We start from the raw sequence: 21,119 nt of genomic DNA, 5'->3' as shown, positions 1-21,119 counted from the left end.
AGTTTCATAATTGAATGACATAAAGTGAATATACAAAAAGAGCATTTTACATTAAATGTAAAATGCTCTTCAGTGAAAATAAAATCAAATTTTTGAAAAATTAAAATTTTGATGTTCTTTTATCTTTGTGGGTGGTCGACATTGTGTTTTTCACGTAATTTTTGACGCAGTACTTTACCAACATTACTCTTTGGTAGGTCGCTCACAAACTCAATGTGACGTGGACACTTATAACCCGTTAGATTATCTAATGCAAAATCTGTAATGACTTCTTTGGTAACGTTATTGTCTTCAGGTACTACGTATATTTTAACCGCTTCACCTTGATGACTATCAGGAATACCAATTACCGCACAGTCAAGAATACCATCACAGTCAAGCATCACAGATTCGATTTCATTAGGGAATACATTAAATCCTGAAACCAAGATCATGTCTTTTTTGCGATCGAGCAGTTTAATATAACCCTTGTCATCCATGCTGACGATATCACCAGTACGGAAGTATCCATCGCTAGTAAAATCAGCACTACTGTCTCTATTGAGATATCCAGAGGTTACGTTAGGGCCTTTAATACATAGCTCGCCCCCTTCGTTTAAACCTACATGCTTGCCATCTTCATCAATAATGATGACATCGACACCAGGGGCTGGTACACCGATAGTACCGTTAAACTCACGATTGGTAATAACGTTGGCGGTGCCAACTGCAACGCCTTCTGTCATACCCCAACCTTCGATCATCGCGCAGCCCGTCACTTCTAACCAGCGATTCGCAGTTTGCTCAGTAGCTGCCATACCACCAGCTTGTGAAATACGCAAAGCGCTAAAGTCCAAATCTTTAAAATTAGGATTATCGAGCAGCCCCTTAAAGAGGGTATTAACTGCAGGGAAAATATGGAACGGTTGTTTTGATAAGGTTTTAACAAATCCAGGAATATCACGTGGATTAGGTACTAGTATAAAGGTATAGCCTGAGCGCATACCAAGTAAACTCAACATGAATGCGAAGATATGATACAACGGCAGCGCCATCACCATATTGATATACACTTCATTAATTTCTGATGTAATAGGGCGAGTCCATGCTTCTGATTGCATCGCTGCTGCTACGATATTACGCTGTGACAAAATAGCGCCTTTCGAAAGTCCTGTGGTACCACCTGTGTATTGCAAAAATGCTTTTTGATCCAAAGACATTTTTGGTTGCTGAAAAGGTAGGTTTTTACCTTTTTTCAATACTTCAGGGAATTTAGTGACATGGTACTTAGGGTCATTAAGATTGTACTTGGGTACTAAGCGTTTGACCTGACGGATAATCGTATTGACCAAAATACCTTTCAAACCCATCATATCGCCCATCTTTGATAGGATAATACGTTTGATAGACGTTTCTTCAATGACTTGCTCAAGCGCTTGGGCAAAGTTATCAACCACAAAAATTGCTTGAGCACCAGAATCGTTAAGCTGATGGCGTAATTCTCGCCCAGTATATAGTGGGTTGACAGGGGTGCATACATAGCCTGCACGCAGTATCCCAATCATTGTTGGCAGATACTGTGGAACGTTTGGCATCATGAGAGCGACGACACTGCCTTTTGGCAAGCCTTGATTCTGTAGCCAAGCGGCAACTGCCATCGAAGCATTATCAATATCACCATAAGTATGAGTCACTCCCATACAAATGCTCATTGGATGTCCACGGAAACGATCGAAGCATTCTTCGTACAGCTCCATGATGCTGCTATATCTATCGGGATTAATGGTTTTTGGCACACCGGCTGGATATTGAGAAAGCCAAGGTTTGTTCGATATCATAGTTAGCATCCTTGCGATTTGATATAGGTTAAAGTATTTTGAAAAGGTAGTTGTCAATTTATCAGTAGTACAAACCATCACTTATTTAGGTGGTAAATACCGGATTCAATAGCATCCCTGTCTATTGATTAATAGGTAGTCTTTTGCTGCTATCACAGCATTTTATTTAATAAACATTTAGATAAAGCATTAAATAAAACAAATAAATAAAAAGTTCAATAATAAAAATAATGCTCGTTCTAAAACTATTTATCTGCTGCTTACAAATAAAGCATCAAAAAAACGATACATTTGAGCAATACATTAGCATGAATTTAGTCTAAAACAATAACAGGAAGCGATACTGAGCAGTACATATATTAACTTATAAGAATATATTGACTTTGTTAGCTGACAAAAGAAGGATTAGATAACTAATATTGGTAAGCTGATAAAATACATAGGAATGTAGATGCCAAAATTATTGCGGTAAAATGAATTGATCTTTTCTATTAAAGAATCTTCGATAGATAAGTAATGCACTGATGGTACAGCCAAGCGTGCTGCTAACACATATCAGGAACATAGTGATTATTTGATAGCGTACGGCTTGAGTGGGATCGGCACCCGCTAGGATTTGACCGGTCATCATGCCTGGTAAACTAACAATACCGACGACTAGCATAGAGTTCAGAGTTGGAGTCATGCCATTAGTAATAGCTGCTTTTATCTGCTCATGGACGGCTTCGAATGGCTTAGCAGATAGACTGAGCATCATCTCGATACGTCCTGATTGCTCGTGAAAGGATTCAATCAATTGATTGCTCGTCAACGAAATGGCAGTCAGAGAGTTACCTAATATCAGACCCAATATAGGAATAATGAATTGCGGTGTATACCAAGGCTGCACATTCAAAATCGCTATAATCGCAATCGCCGTTACTAGTACTGCTGAGATACCGACTGCCAATAACGTATCTGTTAATAACCCTTTATAGCTGCGTTTAACGCGATTTTTGGCGGCACTTGCTGCAATTAGAGTCATGATCGTTAAGATAAGTAGCACTTCATACCATTGTTCACGTGCGAAAATCCACGCCAGTATCAGCCCAATAAAGCTAAGCTGTATGATCGTACGAAATGCCGCTATCAAAAGGGTCTTGCTTAGTTTTAAACGTAAGCGCCAAGAAATGAGTAATACAATGATAATCAGGCTGCTAGCAAGAGCGATATCACCATAAGTGAGAAATATTTGCATATCATTCGTACCACTCATATGAGCTTATTTAGGAAGTAATACAAGGTGAGGGTTGAGGTTATTAACGTGCCAAACTTCTGAGAAACTAAGCGACGACTTAATCACTTGATTAAATATTCTTGTATAAAAGTTCTTCAAGAGTCTGCGGTGAGCACACCTGTTTGCATATGCCAGTGTCTATTTGCCAAAGGCATGATATCTTTTGTGTCGTGAGTCACCCATAGGAGTGTGCGCTGTGCATCTGCGTGCAACCAACTGATGAGTAAGTTGACTAGCTGTGCTGAAGTGTCCATGTCCAAAGCAGCAGTTGGTTCATCTAGCAATAGAACTTTTGGACTGAGTTGCAATAGACGCAATGTATTGACCAGTTGGCGCTCGCCACCAGATAAGTGTTTGGCGTCTTGTTGTAAGAAGTCTGCACTTCTATCTAAGTGTTCAAGCTGAGCAACATGCCAGTCTCTATCAAAAGTCTGCGATTGATGAGCATGCAGTTGATAAGGCATTTGTAAGTTTTCAAGGACACTGCCGTCTAACAACTGTGGGTGCTGAGCGAGTAGGGCGACCTGCTTGCGCCACCGTGTAGGTGCAGTCTCATGAATATTAGAATAATCATTATTTGACGTCTCATTATAATGCAAACGAACAGTACCACCGCTCATTGGTAATAATCCTGCCAATACTCGCAATAGTACTGATTTACCGCTACCAGACACTCCTGTCAAAACAGTGACCTGCCCTGACAATAGCGTACCGCTCGCACCGCTTATTAGCGTTCGATCAGGAGTTGATGGCTCTTTATCCAGTGAGGCGTTACCGGTTAGCTTGCTTGTCCATTTTTGATAAATGCTAGACGGCATAGAGATTTTATTGGAAGCTTCTTTGCTATCTTTAATGCTATGAGCATTTATCGTTCGTTGGCTATGTACCCATAGATTATCAAATTCAAACAACACTTTATCCGTATCTATGCTCATAGCGTTCTACTACTGCCCATTTACTTGCTCGTCGATAGCTTGTTCGATCGTAACGCGCAGTTTTTTTGGTACACGAATAGGACGCATTGGTGGGGTTGTCGCTGAAGTATCTGGTTTATCGCTGCCTATTTCGTCATTACTCATTGGCTCTGGTTTGACGAGGTTTTGTACGCAGGCAATGACGATTTTGGTGCTGCTTAGTAGCTGGCTATCATCTGTTTCGGTAGTACTGTGATTTGGTAGATTGCGATATATGCTTTGGTAAAATATGATGCTGGCAGGTTTTAGCTCCACTTTATCAATACGTACGCTAATTACCTCATCTAATAGAATGGCTCTTTTGTATTGCAAGTCGGCCTGACTCACGACAAAATGCTGCACTTCACCGCTATCAGTCTGCAAAAAATACCCATTTAAGCCCAGCTCAGTAAACCAGTCGCGTCGGCAGTTTTCAAAAAACACCAAATGATTGGCGTGATAGACTATACCGCCAGCATCAGTATGGTTAATATAGACGTTATAATCTTTAGCAAATAATGGTTTGGTGTCATCATTCATGGCTGATGTCGTATTTTTTTGATTAATTGTTGTCATAGTGATGCTCGATATTTTTAATAAGTATTGTTGAATAAAAGTGTTTCAGATAGACCAATAATAGATAGTGCTTATAATAGAGTTACTCTAGCTCAAGATTTCAGGCCATGCAACCGCTAGAACCGCTTACATTTGTTATCATAGCCGTTTATATCTCACCCATTTATAGAGCGCTATATTCTAACCAATCAGTATAGGACAGTTTATGACCCGTTTTGTCAGTTTTAACATCAATGGTATCCGTGCACGTCAGCATCAGCTCGAGGCGGTGCGCGAGGTAATCGATCCTGATGTCATGGGCCTACAAGAAACCAAGGTTCATGATGACCAATTTCCGCTTAGCGATATCGAAGGGCTGGGCTACCACGTCGAGTATTTTGGACAAAAAGGGCATTACGGCGTTGCACTCTTATCCAAAGCTGCACCTGTATTTGTACAAAAAGGCTTTCCTGGCGAAGACGAAGAAGCCCAAAAGCGCTTTATCCATGCACGTTATGAGTTTGAAGGTCGTGAAGTGGATGTGCTCAATGGTTACTTTCCGCAAGGAGAGAGCCAAGATCACCCGACTAAATTTCCTATGAAGCGCGCTTATTATGCCGATTTGATGGCTTATATTGATACGCTAAAATCTGAAGGTCGTTCGATTATCGTCATGGGTGATATGAATATCGCACCAGAAGATATCGATATTGGTATTGGTGAAGTCAATGCCAAACGCTGGTTGAAAAACAGAAAAACCTCATTTCTGCCGGAAGAGCGCGAATGGTATTCAGCATTGATGTCACGTGAGCTGACAGATACTTACCGTCTACATTATCCAACGAGTACCGAGTTATACAGCTGGTTTGATTATCGCAGTCGCGGCTTCAATGATGAACCTAAGCGCGGGTTACGTATTGATCATATTCTATGTACCTCAGACTTAATCGATAAATGTATCGATGCTGGTATCAGTTATGAGCTACGTGCTATGGAAAAACCATCTGACCATGCACCAATTTGGTCAGCATTTGACCTAAAAAAACCGTAATACTTATATACTGTGATACCTATATATAGTCAATTCTCATGTCAATTAGATACGATGATTAGCTTGCTCAGTCTGCTGGTCGTAGTATTTTAGCTAGTTCTTCTTGTATTTGAATAATCTTGAACTGACTGTATATTTATCACTGCGTATTCCGTAAATAACGATAAAAATTGAAAAATAAGGATTTTATTATGGCTGTTGGAAATGTATCAGTACCTGACGTTATCTATCCTATCGACGGCATCAAGCTCAGTGCCACAGCGGCAGGCGTTCGCTACAAAGACCGCGATGATCTAGTAGTCATTGAAATATCGGATAAGGCCACTACTGCAGTTGTGACCACTAAAAACACCTTTTGTGCCGCGCCAGTGCGAGTATTGCGTGAGCACTTTGCTAAGGTTAGTCCGCGCTATTTAGTCACCAATACGGGTAACGCAAATGCAGGTACGGGCGCTGATGGCAAGCGCCGCGCTATTGATATCTGTACAGCGTTGGCTGAAAAGGCCGGTGTAAATACCAATACGATATTGCCATTCTCTACTGGCGTGATTGGCGAGCCGTTAAATAGTGATGCGGTCATCGCAGGTCTGGATAATGCATTGGCTAACCTAGCGCCTGATAGCTGGCTAGCCGCTGCTAATGGCATTCGTACGACAGATACCATTCCTAAATTGGCCAGCCAAAAAGTTGATGTAGCAGGTACTAGCTATCATATTACTGGTATGTCTAAAGGTTCAGGAATGATACGCCCAAATATGGCGACTATGCTGGGCTATGTGGCGACAGATGCTAATATCGCAGCTGACTTATTGCAAGAGATGCTAAGCGCTATCAATGAACAGTCTTTCAACCGCATTACTGTCGATGGCGATACCTCAACCAATGATTGTTGTGTGTTGATTGCAACAGGTGCTACTAGCTCAGAGGTGATTGATAGTCCAGAGCATCCACATTATCAGCCTGTATTCAATGCATTAGCTGATGTGTTTGTCCGTCTAGCACAACTGATTGTACGTGATGGAGAAGGCGCTACTAAATTCATGACGGTCAAAGTGACTGGCGGTCAAACCACGCAAGAATGCTGCGATGTGGCTTATGCAGTCGCACATTCACCCTTAGTAAAAACGGCATTTTTTGCTAGTGATGCTAACTGGGGACGCATATTAGCAGCAGTGGGCTATGCTGGTATCGAAGATCTAGACACAGAGCAAGTCGATGTATATCTAGATGAGGTAATGATTTGCCAAAATGGCGGTGTTGCACCTGACTATACAGAAGAGGCGGGCAAAACAGTCATGAGTCGACCTGAGATTACTATCCATATCGATCTTGCACGTGGTGATGCTAGCGATACCGTATATACCTGCGACTTATCATACGATTATGTCAAAATAAACGCTGATTATCGTAGCTAGTCATTCTTAACAAAACAGAATTTGCATAGTTGTATAAGAGCCAGAACAAATATTGTTCTGGCTTTTTGATGTCAATCATCTCCTCAGTAGCAAATAACTCCGCTATTCAATACGCTTCATTAACATCAGTTGCAAAAGCTGACGTTACTTTACAAAGCAGTTATAGAGGGCAGGACGATTAGCGACCTATACTGGTTTCAGTAAGAAGCAAACAACCTTATTAGCTTGTAGCAAAGCAAGATAAGATGTTCAAAATAATAAGTTCTTCTAAGTAACAATAAGTCAGTAGCTAAGCAAATAAATGAGCCAATAACTAAGCTATCAATAAAGAATCAATAATAAATTATCTGAGGATTGAATAATGAAGAAATTAGCACTTGCAGCATTGATGACAACTTTTGCCCTTTCTGGTTGCTCTACGATGGGTATGGACAATGAGCGCACGATGGTTGTTGAAGGACAACCTATGAATGTAAAAGTAGTAAACATTCCAAGTTTTGAAGTAGAAATTGCACCGCGTAAAGCAGTATGTGACCTGACAGCTACTGATGGCAGCATGGTCGAATCACAGTGCTTGCAGTATCGTCAGACCTATCAGAAAAACTACACCACACTAAATGGTAATATTCAAGGCTTTACCTATGAGCCGAACTATCGTTATGTCCTAGATGTACGCCAAGAAGCAGTAACAGCAGAAGGCTCAAATGTAGTGCAGCCAGTTTGGATTCTAAACGAAGTGGTATCAAAAACTGCTGAATAATATTGATAGCAATATATAGACGATAAACCAGTTACAAAAGCAGTCATACATGATAAAAAGGCCTCTAATTTGTTAGGGGCCTTTTTATGTGTTTATTGTTAGTAAATTAGTTTTTGAGAAGTCAAATTAGCATTGACTGTAGTTGACACTAACACCACGCGTTGCCGTAGGGATTCTATTATCAGCATAGACTGCCAAACCGCCTCGTGCCGTCTCTTTATATTTATCAGACATATCGGCACCTGTTTGTTTCATCGTCTCTATCGCTTTATCCAAAGAGACAAAGTGTTGACCATTACCTCTACAGGCTAGACGTGCTGCATTGATTGCCTTAACTGCGCCCATCGCATTACGCTCGATACAAGGCACTTGTACCAAGCCGCCAATAGGATCACAAGTAAGACCTAGATTGTGCTCAATGCCAATCTCTGCCGCATTTAGGCATTTGGCTGGCGTGCCATTCATGATTTCTGCCAGTGCAGAGCCTGCCATTGCACACGCAGAACCAACTTCACCTTGGCAACCGACTTCAGCACCAGAGATTGAAGCATTTTGTTTGATAAGGCTACCGATAGCAGTGGCGTTTAGCAAAAATTTACGAACGCCATCTTGGCTGTAGTTGGGCAAAAAGTCACGATAGTAGTGCAGTACGGCAGGAATGATACCTGCTGCGCCATTGGTTGGCGCTGTGACTACTTTGCCGCCATTGGCATTTTCTTCATTGACGGCGAGCGCGTACAAATCGACCCAGTCCATAGCGGCTAACTTATCAGTTTTGGTGATAGGTTGGTCTTTTTCAGCGCACAGCTGTTTATGCAAATCTTGGGCACGGCGCTTTACATCTAATCCGCCCGGCAAGATGCCGCCATTTTCACAGCCTTGTTTGACACAGTCTTGCATCACTTCCCAAATGCTATCTAGATAAGCAAATATTTCTTCTTTGGCATGAAAGTGACATTCGTTTGCCAGTACCAATTCGCTGATACTCAAGTCATGCTCACGACATTGCTCTAGTAGCTCCGCTGCGTTATTGAACGGGTAGGGAACTCTATCGATGGTCGGGCTGGCATGATCTTCGTCTGGGTTAGTTGCATCTTCTTCATTAATGACAAAACCGCCACCGACTGAATAATAAGTCTGCTGATAGCGAACACCTTCAGTTGAGATAGCGCGTAGCGTCAATGCATTAGGGTGATAAGGCAGCACAGTATCGTCATACCAGTAGATGTCTTGCTCTGTATCAAAAGCAATCGTATGCGTGCCTGATACATTGAGAATCTTGTCAGAGAAAATAGGAGATAGGTAGCTACTGGTCATGCGTGTGTCTATCGTGCTAGGCGTATGTCCAAGCAGTCCTAACAAGATAGCGGTATCTGTTGCATGGCCTTTTCCGGTCGCCGCCAAAGAACCATATAGTTCAATTTCAATGGTCTTAACCGCAGTCAGTTCCATCTGCTCAGTTAGCGAGGTCAAAAATAAATTTGCAGCGACCATCGGTCCGACGGTATGCGAACTGGATGGGCCGATGCCGATTTTAAATAAATCAAAAACACTGATCATAATAAGTCACCAAAAATTTTAAGCGCTTTAGCCTATTTTATCTATGACATTGGGCGCTTTTGTGAAAAATATAATAGACAGCCATCGCTCCTAGTCACCATTGATAGGTGGGCGCGAGACACTATTTATGAAGGTTATAAGGTAAATGAGCACTGAGGGCAGTTGAATAATAACTTTTATTTATTTTGAAACTCCGTTATCATGCTCGCAGTCAACAACTATGTAACATCCTGTAAGTTGGTTATCATCGTAAAATAAGACGGATTAAAAAAAGACTAATCTTTTCAGTCAGACGCATTCTTATTCATACATCTAGCAAGATATGGCTATCATACCAAATAATACTTTTGGTTTGTCATATTACAACATAAATGAATGAATTGGGATGACATATTATAGATAGAAAGACTTAACGTTCTGCTATTTATACAAGCCCTTAGAAATATGTCAATTTACTAATATATCCATCTGATTCTTATTTTATCAGTTATTCAAGGGCGTATTGAACATTCATAAATAGTCTCTGTCAGTGCCATGGTCGAATATTCAACACGCCCCAGCCTATTACTTTAGCTTAGCTCACATAGGACAAGCGCGCATGCCATCTCAAAAAGACCCTTCATCAGCGTCAGACAATAGCGCTCAAGATCTATCGACTCAAAATGCCTTGGAGTCTGCAGGCATTGATTCAGCCGCTATCAATTATCCGCATAATCCAGATTTTGAAAATGGCCGTTGGTTCCCGACATGGCGTCCTTATAAGGGCGACTTGGATCGTGATCCAGTCGGTATCAACGATTATCTACCTCCGTCAAAAAGCGTATTGCTCGGTATACAGCATACGTTTGCGATGTTTGGTGCAACCGTGCTTGCACCTTTATTGATGGGGTTTGATCCTAACCTAGCTATCTTGATGTCTGGTATCTGTACGGTAATGTTCTTTATGATTACCGGTGGGCGCATGCCGAGCTACTTGGGATCAAGCTTTGCTTTTATTGGTCCAGTCATCGCGGTGACCGCTTATGCAGGCGCAGGATTCAATGACAATCTAAATGTTGCGCTAGGCGGTATTATGGCCTGCGGTATCATTTATGCATTGATTGGTCTGCTAGTGATGAAGACGGGTACAGGTTGGATTGAGCGCTTGATGCCGCCTATCGTGACGGGTGCGATTGTCATGATTATCGGTCTTAACTTGGCGCCAGTGACCATTCAAGGCGTGTCTGCCAATCAGTTTGATGCTTGGATGGCCACCTTGACCGTACTGCTCATTAGTGGTGTTGCAGTATTTACTCGCGGTATGTTGCGTCGTCTATTGCTACTCGTTGGTCTGGTACTGTCGTACGTTGCTTATTTTGTCATGACCAATATTCTAGGCTTTGGTACTGCGATTGATTTTAGTACAGTAGCTGCCGCTTCATGGTTTGGATTACCAAGCATTCATACGCCGCGCTTTGAGATGAGCGCTATTATTCTAATTGCACCTGTGGCCTTTATTTTGGTGGCTGAAAACCTAGGGCATTTTAAGGCAGTAGAGGGCATGACCAAGGCTCGTGTGACCCCTTATATGGGTCGAGCATTTTTGGCAGACGGTTTAGCCACGACTTTTTCGGCAGGATTTGGTGGTACAGGTGTCACTACTTACGCTGAAAACATCGGTGTCATGGCGGTTACCAAAGTGTATAGCACGACGATATTTGTCGTAGCAGGATTGGTTGCTATCATATTGGGACTGTCACCAAAGTTTGGTGCGATTATTCAGACCATCCCAGCGGCTCTATTGGGCGGTGCTTCTATTGTTGTCTTCGGTCTTATCACGGTTGCTGGGATAAAAATATGGATCGATAGCCATATTGATTTTAGTAAAAACAGCAACCTAATCATCGCGGCAGTGACGGTCATTATGGGTACTGGTAACTTTAGCTTGCACTTAGGCGGCTTTGATTTAGGCGGTATCGGTACGGCTACTTTAGCCGCTATCGTGTTAAATGCTTTGTTTAATCAAAGCTCTGAAACTAAATAAGTAAGGCTGATGAGATTGAAGTTTGAGCTTATCAAATAAAGATGGTCAAAGAATATCTCATCTAACAAAAAGCGCCCATGCTATCGATAGTATGGGCGCTTTTTTGTATGGCAGTGTTGAGCAACAGTAGTAGCGAACAACAGTATCGGAACTATTTATAATCGCGCTTATAAAATCTTGAAAAAAATCGATAGCGGCGAAGGGCGCGTGGTTTTGGTTTCAACGAGCCTAAGTAAATAGCAAACATCGTTAATAGTGCGCCACTCCACTGCAAAGTATTAATCGGTTTGTCCAGCCAGCTATAGTCAATGACAAGGGCTGCAATAGGTTCAGTCAATAATAGCAGTCCAGTCAGTGCCAGAGATAGCTTAGGAATAGAGTAGGCAATCAATCCCCATGCCAAGCATTGCATTACCGTACCATAGATAAGTACCCAACCAATTTCAGACCATGTATTGGGTAGGATATTACCTGTGTCAAATACAAACATCGGTATAATCATGGCTAAGACGCCACCGATACTGATTAGCTGCATTAGCATAAATATAGGTGTCGGTTCAGTGTCATGCGTTTTGCGGATAAATGTCATTGATGCAGCTAACATGGCACCCGATACAATACCAGTGACAAAGCCCCAAGTCGCCGCGTTGTTGTGTGCGAATTCAGGGCTACCTATCATCGCTACGCCTATCATGGCTAAAAACAAACTAATAAGCTGTACGATAGACTGACGCTCATTGAAATACATAAACCCAATCGCGGCCAAGAAAAATATTTGCAGACTATTAAGCAGCGTCGAAATACCAGGCCCAACCGCATAAATACTCTCATGCCACAGCGCCAAATCTAATCCTAAAAACGCCCCCGATAATAGCGCATAAAAAATAGCACGTCTTGATTTGGGCATACGTTGGCCCATTAGCTTAGCCAATACCGCAAATACAATACCAGAAACAGCCAATCGCCAAAACGACATGGCCCAACCACCAATATCGACGTGAGCGACAATTAAGCTGCCCAATCCAAAAATGATACAACCAATGACTAAGCCAATAGGTGCAGATCGCGTTGAAGCAATAGCCATAATTTGTCCTTATAACAGTATTTGAATAACAGCATTTTGAATAACAGCATTCTTATTATCATTGCATCATGTCAGAACTTATGTTGACATAGAGCCATATTGTCGTGGTTTTAAACGCAAAATGAAATGGTAAAACCACAATTTATTATGCTGAATACAAATACTATCGCTATGCGGAAAATTATTGGGCATGTTAGACGCAAATAAACAATCAAAGTATTTGATATGGCTGCGTTTTTAGAAATAGACTTATGACAGTTGGGTAATAGTACTTATATCAAAAAATTTGTATCAGGGCGACGATTCGTAGGAGTAGGAAAGCGCATAATGTATACAAGTGATATTTCTGCACGGAGGATATGTGTGTAGCACTTTAAGCGACATTAACGCTGCAACACATGTATAGTAGATTGACGATATAATGTACTCAACGTCTGATTTGTTATACCAAACAATCTATATTATTTGTCTAGGTTTATTTATGCTTCAACGATTGCTATCAAAAAAACAGCCACATACATTGTCTGGCTTGCTACCAAAAATATCGCGATACAGTGTCGTCGTGACGATGCTATCTAGCGCATTGTTTTTGATGCCTAGCGCACACGCCGCCAGTTGTAAAATCCCAAAAAGTTATTACAAAAACGTCTCCTGCACGGCCAGTAGCAGTTACTTTTTGGCGATCAAAGATTTTGGTGCGCCAGTGGCGTTAATCGATAAAAAAGGCAAACGAGTCGTTGATTTGTCACGTTATCAAAAAGTCGATGCCGATAAACTGTCAGGCGGTCTGTTGCCTGTACTGCGCAACAGTCGCGTCGGTTATCTCAATATGCAGGGCCGTGAAGTGGTGCCTGCCATGTACGATATATTGACAGAGAGTCAAGGTTGGGCGCGCCCTGTATCGGATGGACGTATCGTGGTAAAAAAAGAGGGTAACTATGGTGTGATTAACACAGCCAATAGTACTGTTGTCTCGTTTTCTGCAGCGATTGATGATATCGACAATTATCGTAATGGGGTGGCGCGTGTACGCAAAGGCCGTGCAACCAGTTGGGTAGATAAAAACGGCAATGCAGCGAATGACCCAAATGCCCAGACTGACGCTCAGGCAGTAAATAAATCTACTTCTTCTAACGAAAAATCTAGCAAAGCATCACAGTCTGTACCAGCGCGTTTTACGACGCTTCAATCGCGTCAGCAAGATGGCAAATGGGGTTTCGTCGATGACAATAATGTCACTATGATTACCTACTCATTTGACGAAGTGCGTCCGTTCTCTGAGGAATATGCTGGTGTGCGTATCGGTGAAGAGTGGGGCTTTGTCAATTTAGGCGGTGAGCTGGTGATTCCTTTTCGCTTTGCTAATAGTGGTGTGAACGCTAACGATAGCTATCAGGGTAAACAATCCTTTGTATTTACAGGTGGTAAGGCGTGGATTGGTAACCTAAAGAACGGGAATAAAATGTGTATTGATAAAGAAGGGGCTGGTGTTGCTTGTGATTGATACAATTACTAGGGCGTGTCCTCATTTTAAAAATGGTGATAAAAATGAGATAAATCGCAGTCAAACAAGGAAAATAGCGCAGATAATATCGAGATATTAGTCAGCTATTTGACGCCATTTGGCAAGATTTAGTCATTTTTAACCCATTTAGATAACTATCGATTGAATTGAGGACACGCCCTAGGATTAAATAGGCAATAAAAAAGAGTATAAAACCTGTGATTTTTCGCTAGGTTTTACCCCTTTTTTTTGACACTGAAGTGTTTAAAGCTAGTTGCTCGATAAATGATTGCTGATTAAGTCAACCATATAAGGCTGATAATACTCTGGAATATCATGTGCCATGCCTTCGATAAGATGGAACGTAGCATTAGGGATGGTCTTGGCAACGACTCGGCCCTGCGAAGCCGGCAGGAGTCCATCAGCGCTACCATGTAATACAATCGTTGGTGCTTTGACTTGCTTACTAAATCGGCTGATAGAGCCTGATGCTAAGATAGCATTGAGCTGCTGTACTGTACCAAGCGGGTGGAAGTTGCGTTGATAACGAATCTTAGCGATTTCACGGACCATACGCACATTCACATGACCTGGTGTACCAACGGTCTTCATAAACCAAACACTATGACGTACGATATCACGCTCAGAGTGGCTCTCTGGACGATTGATAAGGGTGTATAGCTGTTTAGGCTTTGGCGGCTTCAAAAACGCACGATTGGTCGTGGTAAACATAAGCGCCATTCGTTGCACTAAGCTTGGATAACGTGCCGCCACGATTTGTGCAATCATACCGCCCATCGAAGCCCCAAGCAGATGTGTCTTACCAAGCTTTAGCGCTTTAATTAGACGTGCGGTGTCTTCAGCCATGTCCGTCAAGTTATAAGCAACCTGTGTGCTTTTATTAGACAGCCCTGTCTGTAGACGTACCATCATTTTAAGCTGGCTAATACGCGGTAAGCCTTCTATCTGTACTTTAGAAGACAAGCCGATATCACGATTATCAAAACGAATCACAAAAAAACCAGCATCGATAAAGCGCTTAATAAAATTGTCTGGCCAAAATATCATTTGTGAGCCTAGCCCCATGATCATCAGCAGCGGCGGATTATTGGGATTACCGCCAGCTTCGACACACAACTCAATACCATCACCGATGTCAATCATTGCTTGACGAAGATGCTTACTCAAGTCAGAGTCGCGCCATTGATGCTCCCCAAATTTGCGCCACTCAGGAGTAGGGTAGTTATTCAGATGATCTTCTAGATTATTATCTAGCGTTTCAGGCAATTTGGCACTATTGATGTCATTTGATTTTGTCATGAAGTGTCCTAATTAGAGGGTCATCTACTACAGCTCAAGCATCTCAAAATCAAGCTTGCCGACACCGCACTCAGGGCAAGTCCAGTCATCAGGGATGTCTTCCCATTTAGTACCAGGTGCGATACCTTCTTCTGGGCAGCCAAGCGCCTCATCATATATCCAGCCGCAGACAATACATTCATAACGTTTCATAAATAGTCCTATCGATCATTACCAGTATTATAGTTACAGCGTGCTATAAACGCTCATTTTTAATATTACAGCTATTATATTAGACTGCAAAAACGCACGTAGTTTAGCATATAACCGCAATTTTCATAGTTAAGTTTACACTTGTATATTGAGATGACTTTTCTTTTATCAAGTCAATCACATACGCGACCTTATTAGCGCTTAATAACAAGACTGGACGCCAGCCCGCCATACGAAAACCAATTATGCTATAATAATCGCCGCTAAATTCACAGTAATGCTTAGCATTTATCGCTAATATATCATTCAGTTGTTGTCTTATCTAAACTAACTAAACCATCTAAATACATAAGCTAAGGGTCATCATGAGTACCAATGCCGCCGCCACATCCGCTACCAACAATGAGACGTCACATATGCTCAATACTGATCATCCGTTTTGGCAGATTATTCGCACAGTACCAGACTTTCCAAAAGCTGGCATTGATTTTTATGACATTACCCCGTTACTGCGCAGTCATATTGACGCTGTTATCGATGCGCTACTTGCCGCTTTGCCAGAAGGGCTTATGGATGAGGTAGATTGTCTGGGAGCAGTGGAAGCGCGCGGCTTTGTCTTTGCCAGTATGCTAGCAGGCCGCTTGGGCAAAGGCATGATCTTGCTACGTAAACCAGGTAAGCTACCACCCCCTGTAGCCAACAAAGCCTATGCACTGGAATATGGTAAAGACACGCTTGAGATGCAAAACAATCTACCGCCTGAGCGCGTACTATTGGTCGATGATATCTTGGCGACTGGTGGTACGTTGACTACCGCTTACGAGCTGTGTCAATCGGCTGACCATACTGTGGTCGGTGCGCTAGTGTTATTGGACTTGGTCGATTTGCATGGCGAGTTCCCAGTACCTGTCTATACGGTACTAAAAGCTTAAAATGAATTGCTATTTCTTTGACTACTAGACACGTTGTATTGTCGATATAGTTAAACGATTCTCCAAATAATAAAGCGCCCTGATACTATGTCAGGGCGCTTTTTTGGTACTGTACTGATGTTTTTTAGTACTGTGTTAAGTAGGCTGTATTTATTGCTCTTCGTCTTGTTCGTAGTCCTTACAAGACTGCTCTATCACTGTACGACCGACTGTCTTTGGTGTGGTGACTTTAAAGTCTTTTGTGGTCAATATTGGTTTTTCTGACTGCCATGATTTGGTTACTTTGCCTTCAGCATCGTAGTTAACAAAGGCTCGTCTATAGTAACTGGCATCTTTACATGAAATGAGTAGTTGCTGCTCACTATGGTCAATATTGCTTTTTTCTTCCTTCTGGTCATCGGACTTGGTGTCTTTGTCTTTAGGATAGGTTCTAAGGATAGATACCGTGATATTTTCGACGTCTTTTTCATCTATGATATTGATGTCAGAGCTTTCAATAGAATCCAAATCTATACTAAAAATTGATCCAGAGCTGCTCTCGGACACCTCTACCCAGTTGACTGCCTGGGCGCTGATCGCTAAAGCACTGCCTGCCAATAATATTGATAGCCGTTTCATATAAGCCTTGCTTCTTGTCATTTGAAGTAGGTAATGATAGCCAACTTACTATTAGTAGGCAAATATCTTTTGTGCCAGCTCAGTATCCGTCGTGCTCTGTCGTGTGGCTATTATTGTCCGCGAATGGCTGCCAATGTCTTGGCCAGCTCGTCACGCGCACCGATAAAACCGTCAATACCCTTAGGTAACAAGTCCTGTGTAACCTTGTCTTGCTGATACGCAGCACTAAACTCTTCATGCGTCAAGCTTACTTGAGTCATCGCCTTCATATCCATCGACATACTCGGAGACAGTTGACGAGTTACCTCAGTATCCATGGCTGCCAACTCATCAATGAGGTTGGGAGCTATCGTCAACAAGTCACAACCTGCCAATGCCAAAATTTGCTCGGTAGAGCGGAAACTAGCGCCCATTACTTGCGTCTGGTAACCGTGCTGTTTGTAATACTGATAAATGAGCTTGACTGACTGTACGCCCATGTCATCAGAAGCCGGTACGTTTTGACGGCTTTGTTGGCGTTTTTGCCAATCTAGAATACGGCCAACGAAAGGTGATATCAGGGTCACGCCAGCATCTGCACAGGCAATCGCTTGGTGTTGTCCAAACAGTAGGGTCAGGTTGCAGTGGATATTCTGAGTCTCAAGATAGCGCGCCGCCTCGATACCTTGCCAAGTTGCCGCCATTTTGATCAATACTCGCTCTGAATCGACGCCCGCTTTTTGGTAAGCATCCATAAAAGCCAGTGCCTTATCTATCGTCGCTTGAGTATCATAAGATAAGCGAGCGTCCACTTCGGTAGAGACTCGGCCTTCAATCAGCTCTAAAATATCGCAGCCAACCTGAATGGTCAGCGCATCGATCACGGCATCCACGTCACCATTGTGACGACTCATGGTCTCTGACAGCATACCTTGGTTATCAGGATGAATCAGAGCCTTGGTAATAAGGCTTGGGTTGGTGGTTGCATCGATAGGTTTTAAACGGGCAATAGCGGCAAGGTCACCAGTATCAGCAACAATCGTGGTCATAGTACGTAGCTGTTGTAATGCGCTCATCAGGTATCCTTTTTTTTATTAATCACATGATGCTCCTCTTATATATAACAGGGTAGGGAGCTGAACTGGAACTGTAACACAGTTTTGGGCAGGTGTTGCCTCATAGTTATGCTATGCATCGCTGTTATCTGGCTCAACTGTGCTAATATTAATAACAGTTGGTATATTTATACGCATTTACGAATGGGCACTGACCTTAGTTTTTGCTATAGTAGAGCCGGCTATGTATCAAGCTGCTGTATTTGGCAGTAAATATAGCATTAACGCTAAATGGCACTAGCAATATAAGGTGTTTTTGATAGACTGTTTTGAGGTTGATTTTGAATATAGTTTCTATTATCAGGCTTAGCCTTTAACTAAAAACAGAAAACAGTCAGATTTGGCAATAGAGCTACCTAAGTAATAGCAATGTAATAGCGATATTTAAATAATAGTAATATCTAACAGCGATAAAATCTAAAAAGGATGGGCGGTAATGAGCGAGCAGTCACCAGAGCAAACAATGGATAATCTAAATCAAACCACTACAGGCGCTAGCGATACCGCAACTGAAAAAGAGTTTTTAGACAATATTCGCCAAAATATTGACGCAGTAGACTGTGAGATCCAAACGTTAATCAATAATCGTGCAAAGTTAGCTCAGCAAGTAGCCATGGTAAAGAAAAATCATACCGCTGCTGATGATAATAGCAATCCTATCTTTTATCGCCCTGAGCGTGAAGCACAGGTACTAAAAGCTGTCATGGAGCGTAATGCAGGTCCAATCGCTGATGAAAAAATGGCGCGCTTGTTCCGTGAAATCATGTCAGTATGCTTGGATTTAGAAGCCCCGCAGCGTATTGCCTTCTTGGGCCCGGTCGGTACCTTTACGCATGCCGCTGCGCTCAAGCACTTTGGCAAAGCCGCTGATACCGTACCGATGACGACCATTACTGATGTGTTTCGCGAAGTCGAAGCGGGTACAGCGATGTACGGCGTGGTTCCTGTCGAAAACTCTTCAGAAGGCGTAGTCAACCATACTCTAGATGGTTTCTTATCTTCTACTTTGAAAATCATTGGCGAAGTTGAATTGCCAATTCATCAAAACTTCTTGGTCGCTGAGCATACTAAGATTGATGGCTTGAGCCGTATTTATTCGCACCAGCAGTCGCTTGCTCAGTGCCGTCATTGGCTAGATGTAAACTTCCCTAATGTCGAACGCGTTGCAGTATCAAGTAATGGAGAAGCTGCTCGCCGCCTTAAAAACGAATGGCATTCAGCTGCAATTGCAGGTGACGTCGCTGTTGCAGAGTACGGCTTGCATAAGCTTTACTCAAATATCGAAGACAATCCAAGTAACACCACACGCTTCCTTATTATTGGTCATGAAGCAATTGCGCCATCTGGTCAAGACAAAACCTCTATCGTCGTCTCAGCTCACGACAAAGCAGGCGCACTGATCGAGATCTTGAAACCTCTGTCATATCATGGCGTATCGATGACCAGTATTGAAACGCGTCCTGAGCGTCCTAACAAGTGGGCATACGTATTCTTTATCGATATGAATGGTCATGTTAATGATCCAAACGTTAGCGCTGCTATCAATGATATTCGTCCATTGGTCAAAGATTTGCGCATATTAGGCTCATATCCAAAAGCTGTCCTATAGACAACTATAGGCTTACTCACAGGTATTCATACATAATAGATGGGTCTTAACTTTTGCAGATAGTATTCAAACAAAGTATTTACAGACACCATCTAAGGATAAACCATGCAGACTACTCAATTGACCGCGTCAGATCTATCGCCGTTAACGCCAGCTTACGACAGTATTTTGGCATTGGCACCTTATCAAACCGGTAAGCCAATTGAGGAGCTGACACGTGAGTATGGTGTCTCAGACGTGGTCAAGCTGGCTAGCAATGAGAATCCAATGGGATGCTCCCCACGAGTGACGCTAGCAGTGACTGAGCAGCTAGGGCAGTTGTCGCGCTATCCTGATGGCAATGGTTACTATCTAAAGCAAGCGCTGGCTGATTTTAACGATGTCAATGCCAATCAAATTACCTTGGGTAATGGCTCTGATGATTTGCTCGATATTTTAGCACGCAGCTTTGTGGGTGCTGATGATGCCATCGTCTATAGTCAGTATGCTTTTGTGGTATATCCTATGCTAGCGAAGATGCAAGGTGCCACGGGCATTGAAGTGCCTGCTCAGCGCTTTGGGCATAATCTAAAAGCCATGAGCCAAGCGGTACAAGATAATCCGAATACCAAAATCGTCTTTATTGCCAATCCGAATAATCCAACGGGTACGCAGCTAGAGCAAAAAGAGCTGCGCCAATTTGTTGCCAGTATGCCAAGCTCAGTCTTGGTGGTACTAGATGAAGCTTATATCGAGTATAGTCCTGAGAGTAACAACCGCACACTATTAGATGAGTTCGATAATGTCATTATTGTGCGTACTTTTTCTAAAGCTTATGGGCTGGCAGGTTTACGCGTCGGTTATGCTCTAAGCTCGGTGGCAGTGGCGGATTTACTAAACCGAATTCGTCAGCCATTTAACGTCAGCCGTGTTGGTTTAGCTGCTGCTGCTGCTGCACTTGCTGATCAAGACTTTATCGAAAAAACTCGTCTGATAAACGATGAGCAAATGCGTTGGTTAGAAAAGCAGTTTGACGCGCTAGGGTTGGGTTTTGTGAAGTCGCATGCCAATTTTATTATGGTTGAAGTGCAGGTTGAGATGGAAGATATAACTGCGGCTTCGATTCATCAGGCGCTACTTGAACAAGGCGTTATTGTCCGTCCGCTGGATGCTTATGGACTACCTAACTGGCTACGTATCACAGTAGGTGTGGCTGAAGATAATCTGCGTTTGATTGATACTCTGCGTTCTATTTTGACTGAAGACTAAACGCATCTATTAATATTTTTTAACTTAAAAATTGTTCTTAATTAGCCATTGAAATTTATAACACTAAGACTGGCTCTATCTATGTCTTAGTGTGTCCAACGAGAAAAG

General features: G+C 42.5%; 18 protein-coding genes. 8 read left to right on the top strand and 10 right to left on the bottom strand.

The window, feature by feature from the left end; genetic code table 11:
- Positions 1-119: 119 nt before the first annotated feature.
- From ACI2IW_RS00290 to ACI2IW_RS00275, 4 genes are all read right to left on the bottom strand, one after another.
- A complete protein-coding gene (locus ACI2IW_RS00290) occupies positions 120-1,817 on the bottom strand; it encodes an AMP-binding protein (protein WP_404692275.1) in 1,698 nt (565 codons plus the stop codon).
- Positions 1,818-2,277: 460 nt separating this feature from the next.
- Entirely contained in the window at positions 2,278-3,054 is a 777-nt protein-coding gene (locus ACI2IW_RS00285; protein ID WP_404692274.1) for an ABC transporter permease, read from the bottom strand.
- Between the two features lie 134 nt (positions 3,055-3,188).
- Positions 3,189-4,028, bottom strand: coding sequence for an ATP-binding cassette domain-containing protein (locus ACI2IW_RS00280; protein ID WP_404692273.1), 840 nt, complete (start codon positions 4,026-4,028; stop codon positions 3,189-3,191).
- A gap of 9 nt (positions 4,029-4,037) precedes the next feature.
- Positions 4,038-4,622, bottom strand: coding sequence for a thioesterase family protein (locus ACI2IW_RS00275; protein WP_404692272.1), 585 nt, complete (start codon positions 4,620-4,622; stop codon positions 4,038-4,040).
- A 205-nt stretch (positions 4,623-4,827) separates the two neighbouring features.
- Between ACI2IW_RS00275 and xthA the strand changes: the two genes are divergently transcribed.
- From xthA to ACI2IW_RS00260, 3 genes are all read left to right on the top strand, one after another.
- Positions 4,828-5,652 carry an exodeoxyribonuclease III gene (gene xthA, locus ACI2IW_RS00270; protein ID WP_404692271.1) on the top strand — a complete coding sequence of 275 codons (825 nt, stop codon included), beginning with the start codon at positions 4,828-4,830 and terminating at the stop codon, positions 5,650-5,652.
- Positions 5,653-5,843: 191 nt separating this feature from the next.
- Complete coding sequence (gene argJ / locus ACI2IW_RS00265; protein WP_404692270.1) at positions 5,844-7,067, top strand: bifunctional glutamate N-acetyltransferase/amino-acid acetyltransferase ArgJ; 1,224 nt, start codon at positions 5,844-5,846, stop codon at positions 7,065-7,067.
- A gap of 361 nt (positions 7,068-7,428) precedes the next feature.
- Entirely contained in the window at positions 7,429-7,827 is a 399-nt protein-coding gene (locus tag ACI2IW_RS00260; protein ID WP_057759787.1) for a DUF4377 domain-containing protein, read from the top strand.
- Between the two features lie 126 nt (positions 7,828-7,953).
- Here ACI2IW_RS00260 and ACI2IW_RS00255 read toward each other — a convergent pair whose 3' ends face one another.
- Positions 7,954-9,390 carry an L-serine ammonia-lyase gene (locus ACI2IW_RS00255; RefSeq protein ID WP_404692589.1) on the bottom strand — a complete coding sequence of 479 codons (1,437 nt, stop codon included), beginning with the start codon at positions 9,388-9,390 and terminating at the stop codon, positions 7,954-7,956.
- 595 nt (positions 9,391-9,985) lie between these two features.
- On the opposite strand from ACI2IW_RS00255, the gene ACI2IW_RS00250 reads away from it, so the two are divergent.
- Complete coding sequence (locus ACI2IW_RS00250) at positions 9,986-11,410, top strand: solute carrier family 23 protein (protein WP_347162262.1); 1,425 nt, start codon at positions 9,986-9,988, stop codon at positions 11,408-11,410.
- A gap of 151 nt (positions 11,411-11,561) precedes the next feature.
- Here the strand turns inward: ACI2IW_RS00250 and ACI2IW_RS00245 are convergent, their stop codons facing one another.
- A complete protein-coding gene (locus ACI2IW_RS00245; protein ID WP_404692269.1) occupies positions 11,562-12,494 on the bottom strand; it encodes a DMT family transporter in 933 nt (310 codons plus the stop codon).
- Positions 12,495-12,975: 481 nt separating this feature from the next.
- Here ACI2IW_RS00245 and ACI2IW_RS00240 point away from each other — a divergent pair, with 481 nt between their 5' ends.
- Positions 12,976-13,998 (top strand): WG repeat-containing protein, encoded by a 1,023-nt coding sequence (locus tag ACI2IW_RS00240; protein WP_296134036.1) that lies wholly within the window; start codon positions 12,976-12,978, stop codon positions 13,996-13,998.
- Positions 13,999-14,268: 270 nt separating this feature from the next.
- Here ACI2IW_RS00240 and ACI2IW_RS00235 read toward each other — a convergent pair whose 3' ends face one another.
- Positions 14,269-15,318 (bottom strand): alpha/beta fold hydrolase, encoded by a 1,050-nt coding sequence (locus ACI2IW_RS00235; protein ID WP_057759800.1) that lies wholly within the window; start codon positions 15,316-15,318, stop codon positions 14,269-14,271.
- A gap of 27 nt (positions 15,319-15,345) precedes the next feature.
- Positions 15,346-15,510, bottom strand: a complete 165-nt coding sequence (locus ACI2IW_RS00230) for a rubredoxin (protein ID WP_057759803.1) — start codon at positions 15,508-15,510, stop codon at positions 15,346-15,348.
- 365 nt (positions 15,511-15,875) lie between these two features.
- Between ACI2IW_RS00230 and ACI2IW_RS00225 the strand changes: the two genes are divergently transcribed.
- The gene (locus ACI2IW_RS00225; RefSeq protein ID WP_101204455.1) at positions 15,876-16,442 is read left to right on the top strand and encodes an adenine phosphoribosyltransferase; all 567 of its coding nucleotides are present in this window, start codon (positions 15,876-15,878) and stop codon (positions 16,440-16,442) included.
- Positions 16,443-16,592: 150 nt separating this feature from the next.
- Here the strand turns inward: ACI2IW_RS00225 and ACI2IW_RS00220 are convergent, their stop codons facing one another.
- Complete coding sequence (locus tag ACI2IW_RS00220; RefSeq protein ID WP_290175818.1) at positions 16,593-17,060, bottom strand: hypothetical protein; 468 nt, start codon at positions 17,058-17,060, stop codon at positions 16,593-16,595.
- Positions 17,061-17,170: 110 nt separating this feature from the next.
- Positions 17,171-18,115: a transaldolase gene (locus tag ACI2IW_RS00215; RefSeq protein ID WP_160021849.1), complete on the bottom strand. Its 945-nt coding sequence runs from the start codon at positions 18,113-18,115 to the stop codon at positions 17,171-17,173.
- 475 nt (positions 18,116-18,590) lie between these two features.
- On the opposite strand from ACI2IW_RS00215, the gene pheA reads away from it, so the two are divergent.
- A complete protein-coding gene (gene pheA / locus ACI2IW_RS00210; protein WP_102092477.1) occupies positions 18,591-19,763 on the top strand; it encodes a prephenate dehydratase in 1,173 nt (390 codons plus the stop codon).
- Positions 19,764-19,868: 105 nt separating this feature from the next.
- Positions 19,869-21,011: a histidinol-phosphate transaminase gene (hisC, locus tag ACI2IW_RS00205; protein WP_404692268.1), complete on the top strand. Its 1,143-nt coding sequence runs from the start codon at positions 19,869-19,871 to the stop codon at positions 21,009-21,011.
- Positions 21,012-21,119: the final 108 nt, after the last annotated feature.

Source organism: Psychrobacter sp. NPDC078501, assembly GCF_044900935.1.
Classification (GTDB): domain Bacteria; phylum Pseudomonadota; class Gammaproteobacteria; order Pseudomonadales; family Moraxellaceae; genus Psychrobacter.
The sequence above is the reverse complement of the archived record's forward strand: the minus strand, read 5'-3'. Positions and strand labels throughout refer to the sequence as shown.

Excerpts from the sequence above, each read along its gene's own strand:
- ACI2IW_RS00260 (WP_057759787.1), top strand. The coding sequence starts at position 7,429 with ATGAAGAAATTAGCACTTGCAGCATTGATGACAACTTTTGCCCTTTCT.
- xthA (WP_404692271.1), top strand. The coding sequence starts at position 4,828 with ATGACCCGTTTTGTCAGTTTTAACATCAATGGTATCCGTGCACGTCAG.
- ACI2IW_RS00245 (WP_404692269.1), bottom strand. The coding sequence starts at position 12,494 with ATGGCTATTGCTTCAACGCGATCTGCACCTATTGGCTTAGTCATTGGT.
- ACI2IW_RS00250 (WP_347162262.1), top strand. The coding sequence starts at position 9,986 with ATGCCATCTCAAAAAGACCCTTCATCAGCGTCAGACAATAGCGCTCAA.
- ACI2IW_RS00220 (WP_290175818.1), bottom strand. The coding sequence starts at position 17,060 with ATGAAACGGCTATCAATATTATTGGCAGGCAGTGCTTTAGCGATCAGC.
- ACI2IW_RS00235 (WP_057759800.1), bottom strand. The coding sequence starts at position 15,318 with ATGACAAAATCAAATGACATCAATAGTGCCAAATTGCCTGAAACGCTA.
- ACI2IW_RS00290 (WP_404692275.1), bottom strand. The coding sequence starts at position 1,817 with ATGATATCGAACAAACCTTGGCTTTCTCAATATCCAGCCGGTGTGCCA.
- ACI2IW_RS00215 (WP_160021849.1), bottom strand. The coding sequence starts at position 18,115 with ATGAGCGCATTACAACAGCTACGTACTATGACCACGATTGTTGCTGAT.
- ACI2IW_RS00225 (WP_101204455.1), top strand. The coding sequence starts at position 15,876 with ATGAGTACCAATGCCGCCGCCACATCCGCTACCAACAATGAGACGTCA.
- hisC (WP_404692268.1), top strand. The coding sequence starts at position 19,869 with ATGCAGACTACTCAATTGACCGCGTCAGATCTATCGCCGTTAACGCCA.
- ACI2IW_RS00240 (WP_296134036.1), top strand. The coding sequence starts at position 12,976 with ATGCTTCAACGATTGCTATCAAAAAAACAGCCACATACATTGTCTGGC.
- ACI2IW_RS00230 (WP_057759803.1), bottom strand. The coding sequence starts at position 15,510 with ATGAAACGTTATGAATGTATTGTCTGCGGCTGGATATATGATGAGGCG.
- argJ (WP_404692270.1), top strand. The coding sequence starts at position 5,844 with ATGGCTGTTGGAAATGTATCAGTACCTGACGTTATCTATCCTATCGAC.
- ACI2IW_RS00275 (WP_404692272.1), bottom strand. The coding sequence starts at position 4,622 with ATGACAACAATTAATCAAAAAAATACGACATCAGCCATGAATGATGAC.
- ACI2IW_RS00280 (WP_404692273.1), bottom strand. The coding sequence starts at position 4,028 with ATGAGCATAGATACGGATAAAGTGTTGTTTGAATTTGATAATCTATGG.
- ACI2IW_RS00285 (WP_404692274.1), bottom strand. The coding sequence starts at position 3,054 with ATGCAAATATTTCTCACTTATGGTGATATCGCTCTTGCTAGCAGCCTG.
- pheA (WP_102092477.1), top strand. The coding sequence starts at position 18,591 with ATGAGCGAGCAGTCACCAGAGCAAACAATGGATAATCTAAATCAAACC.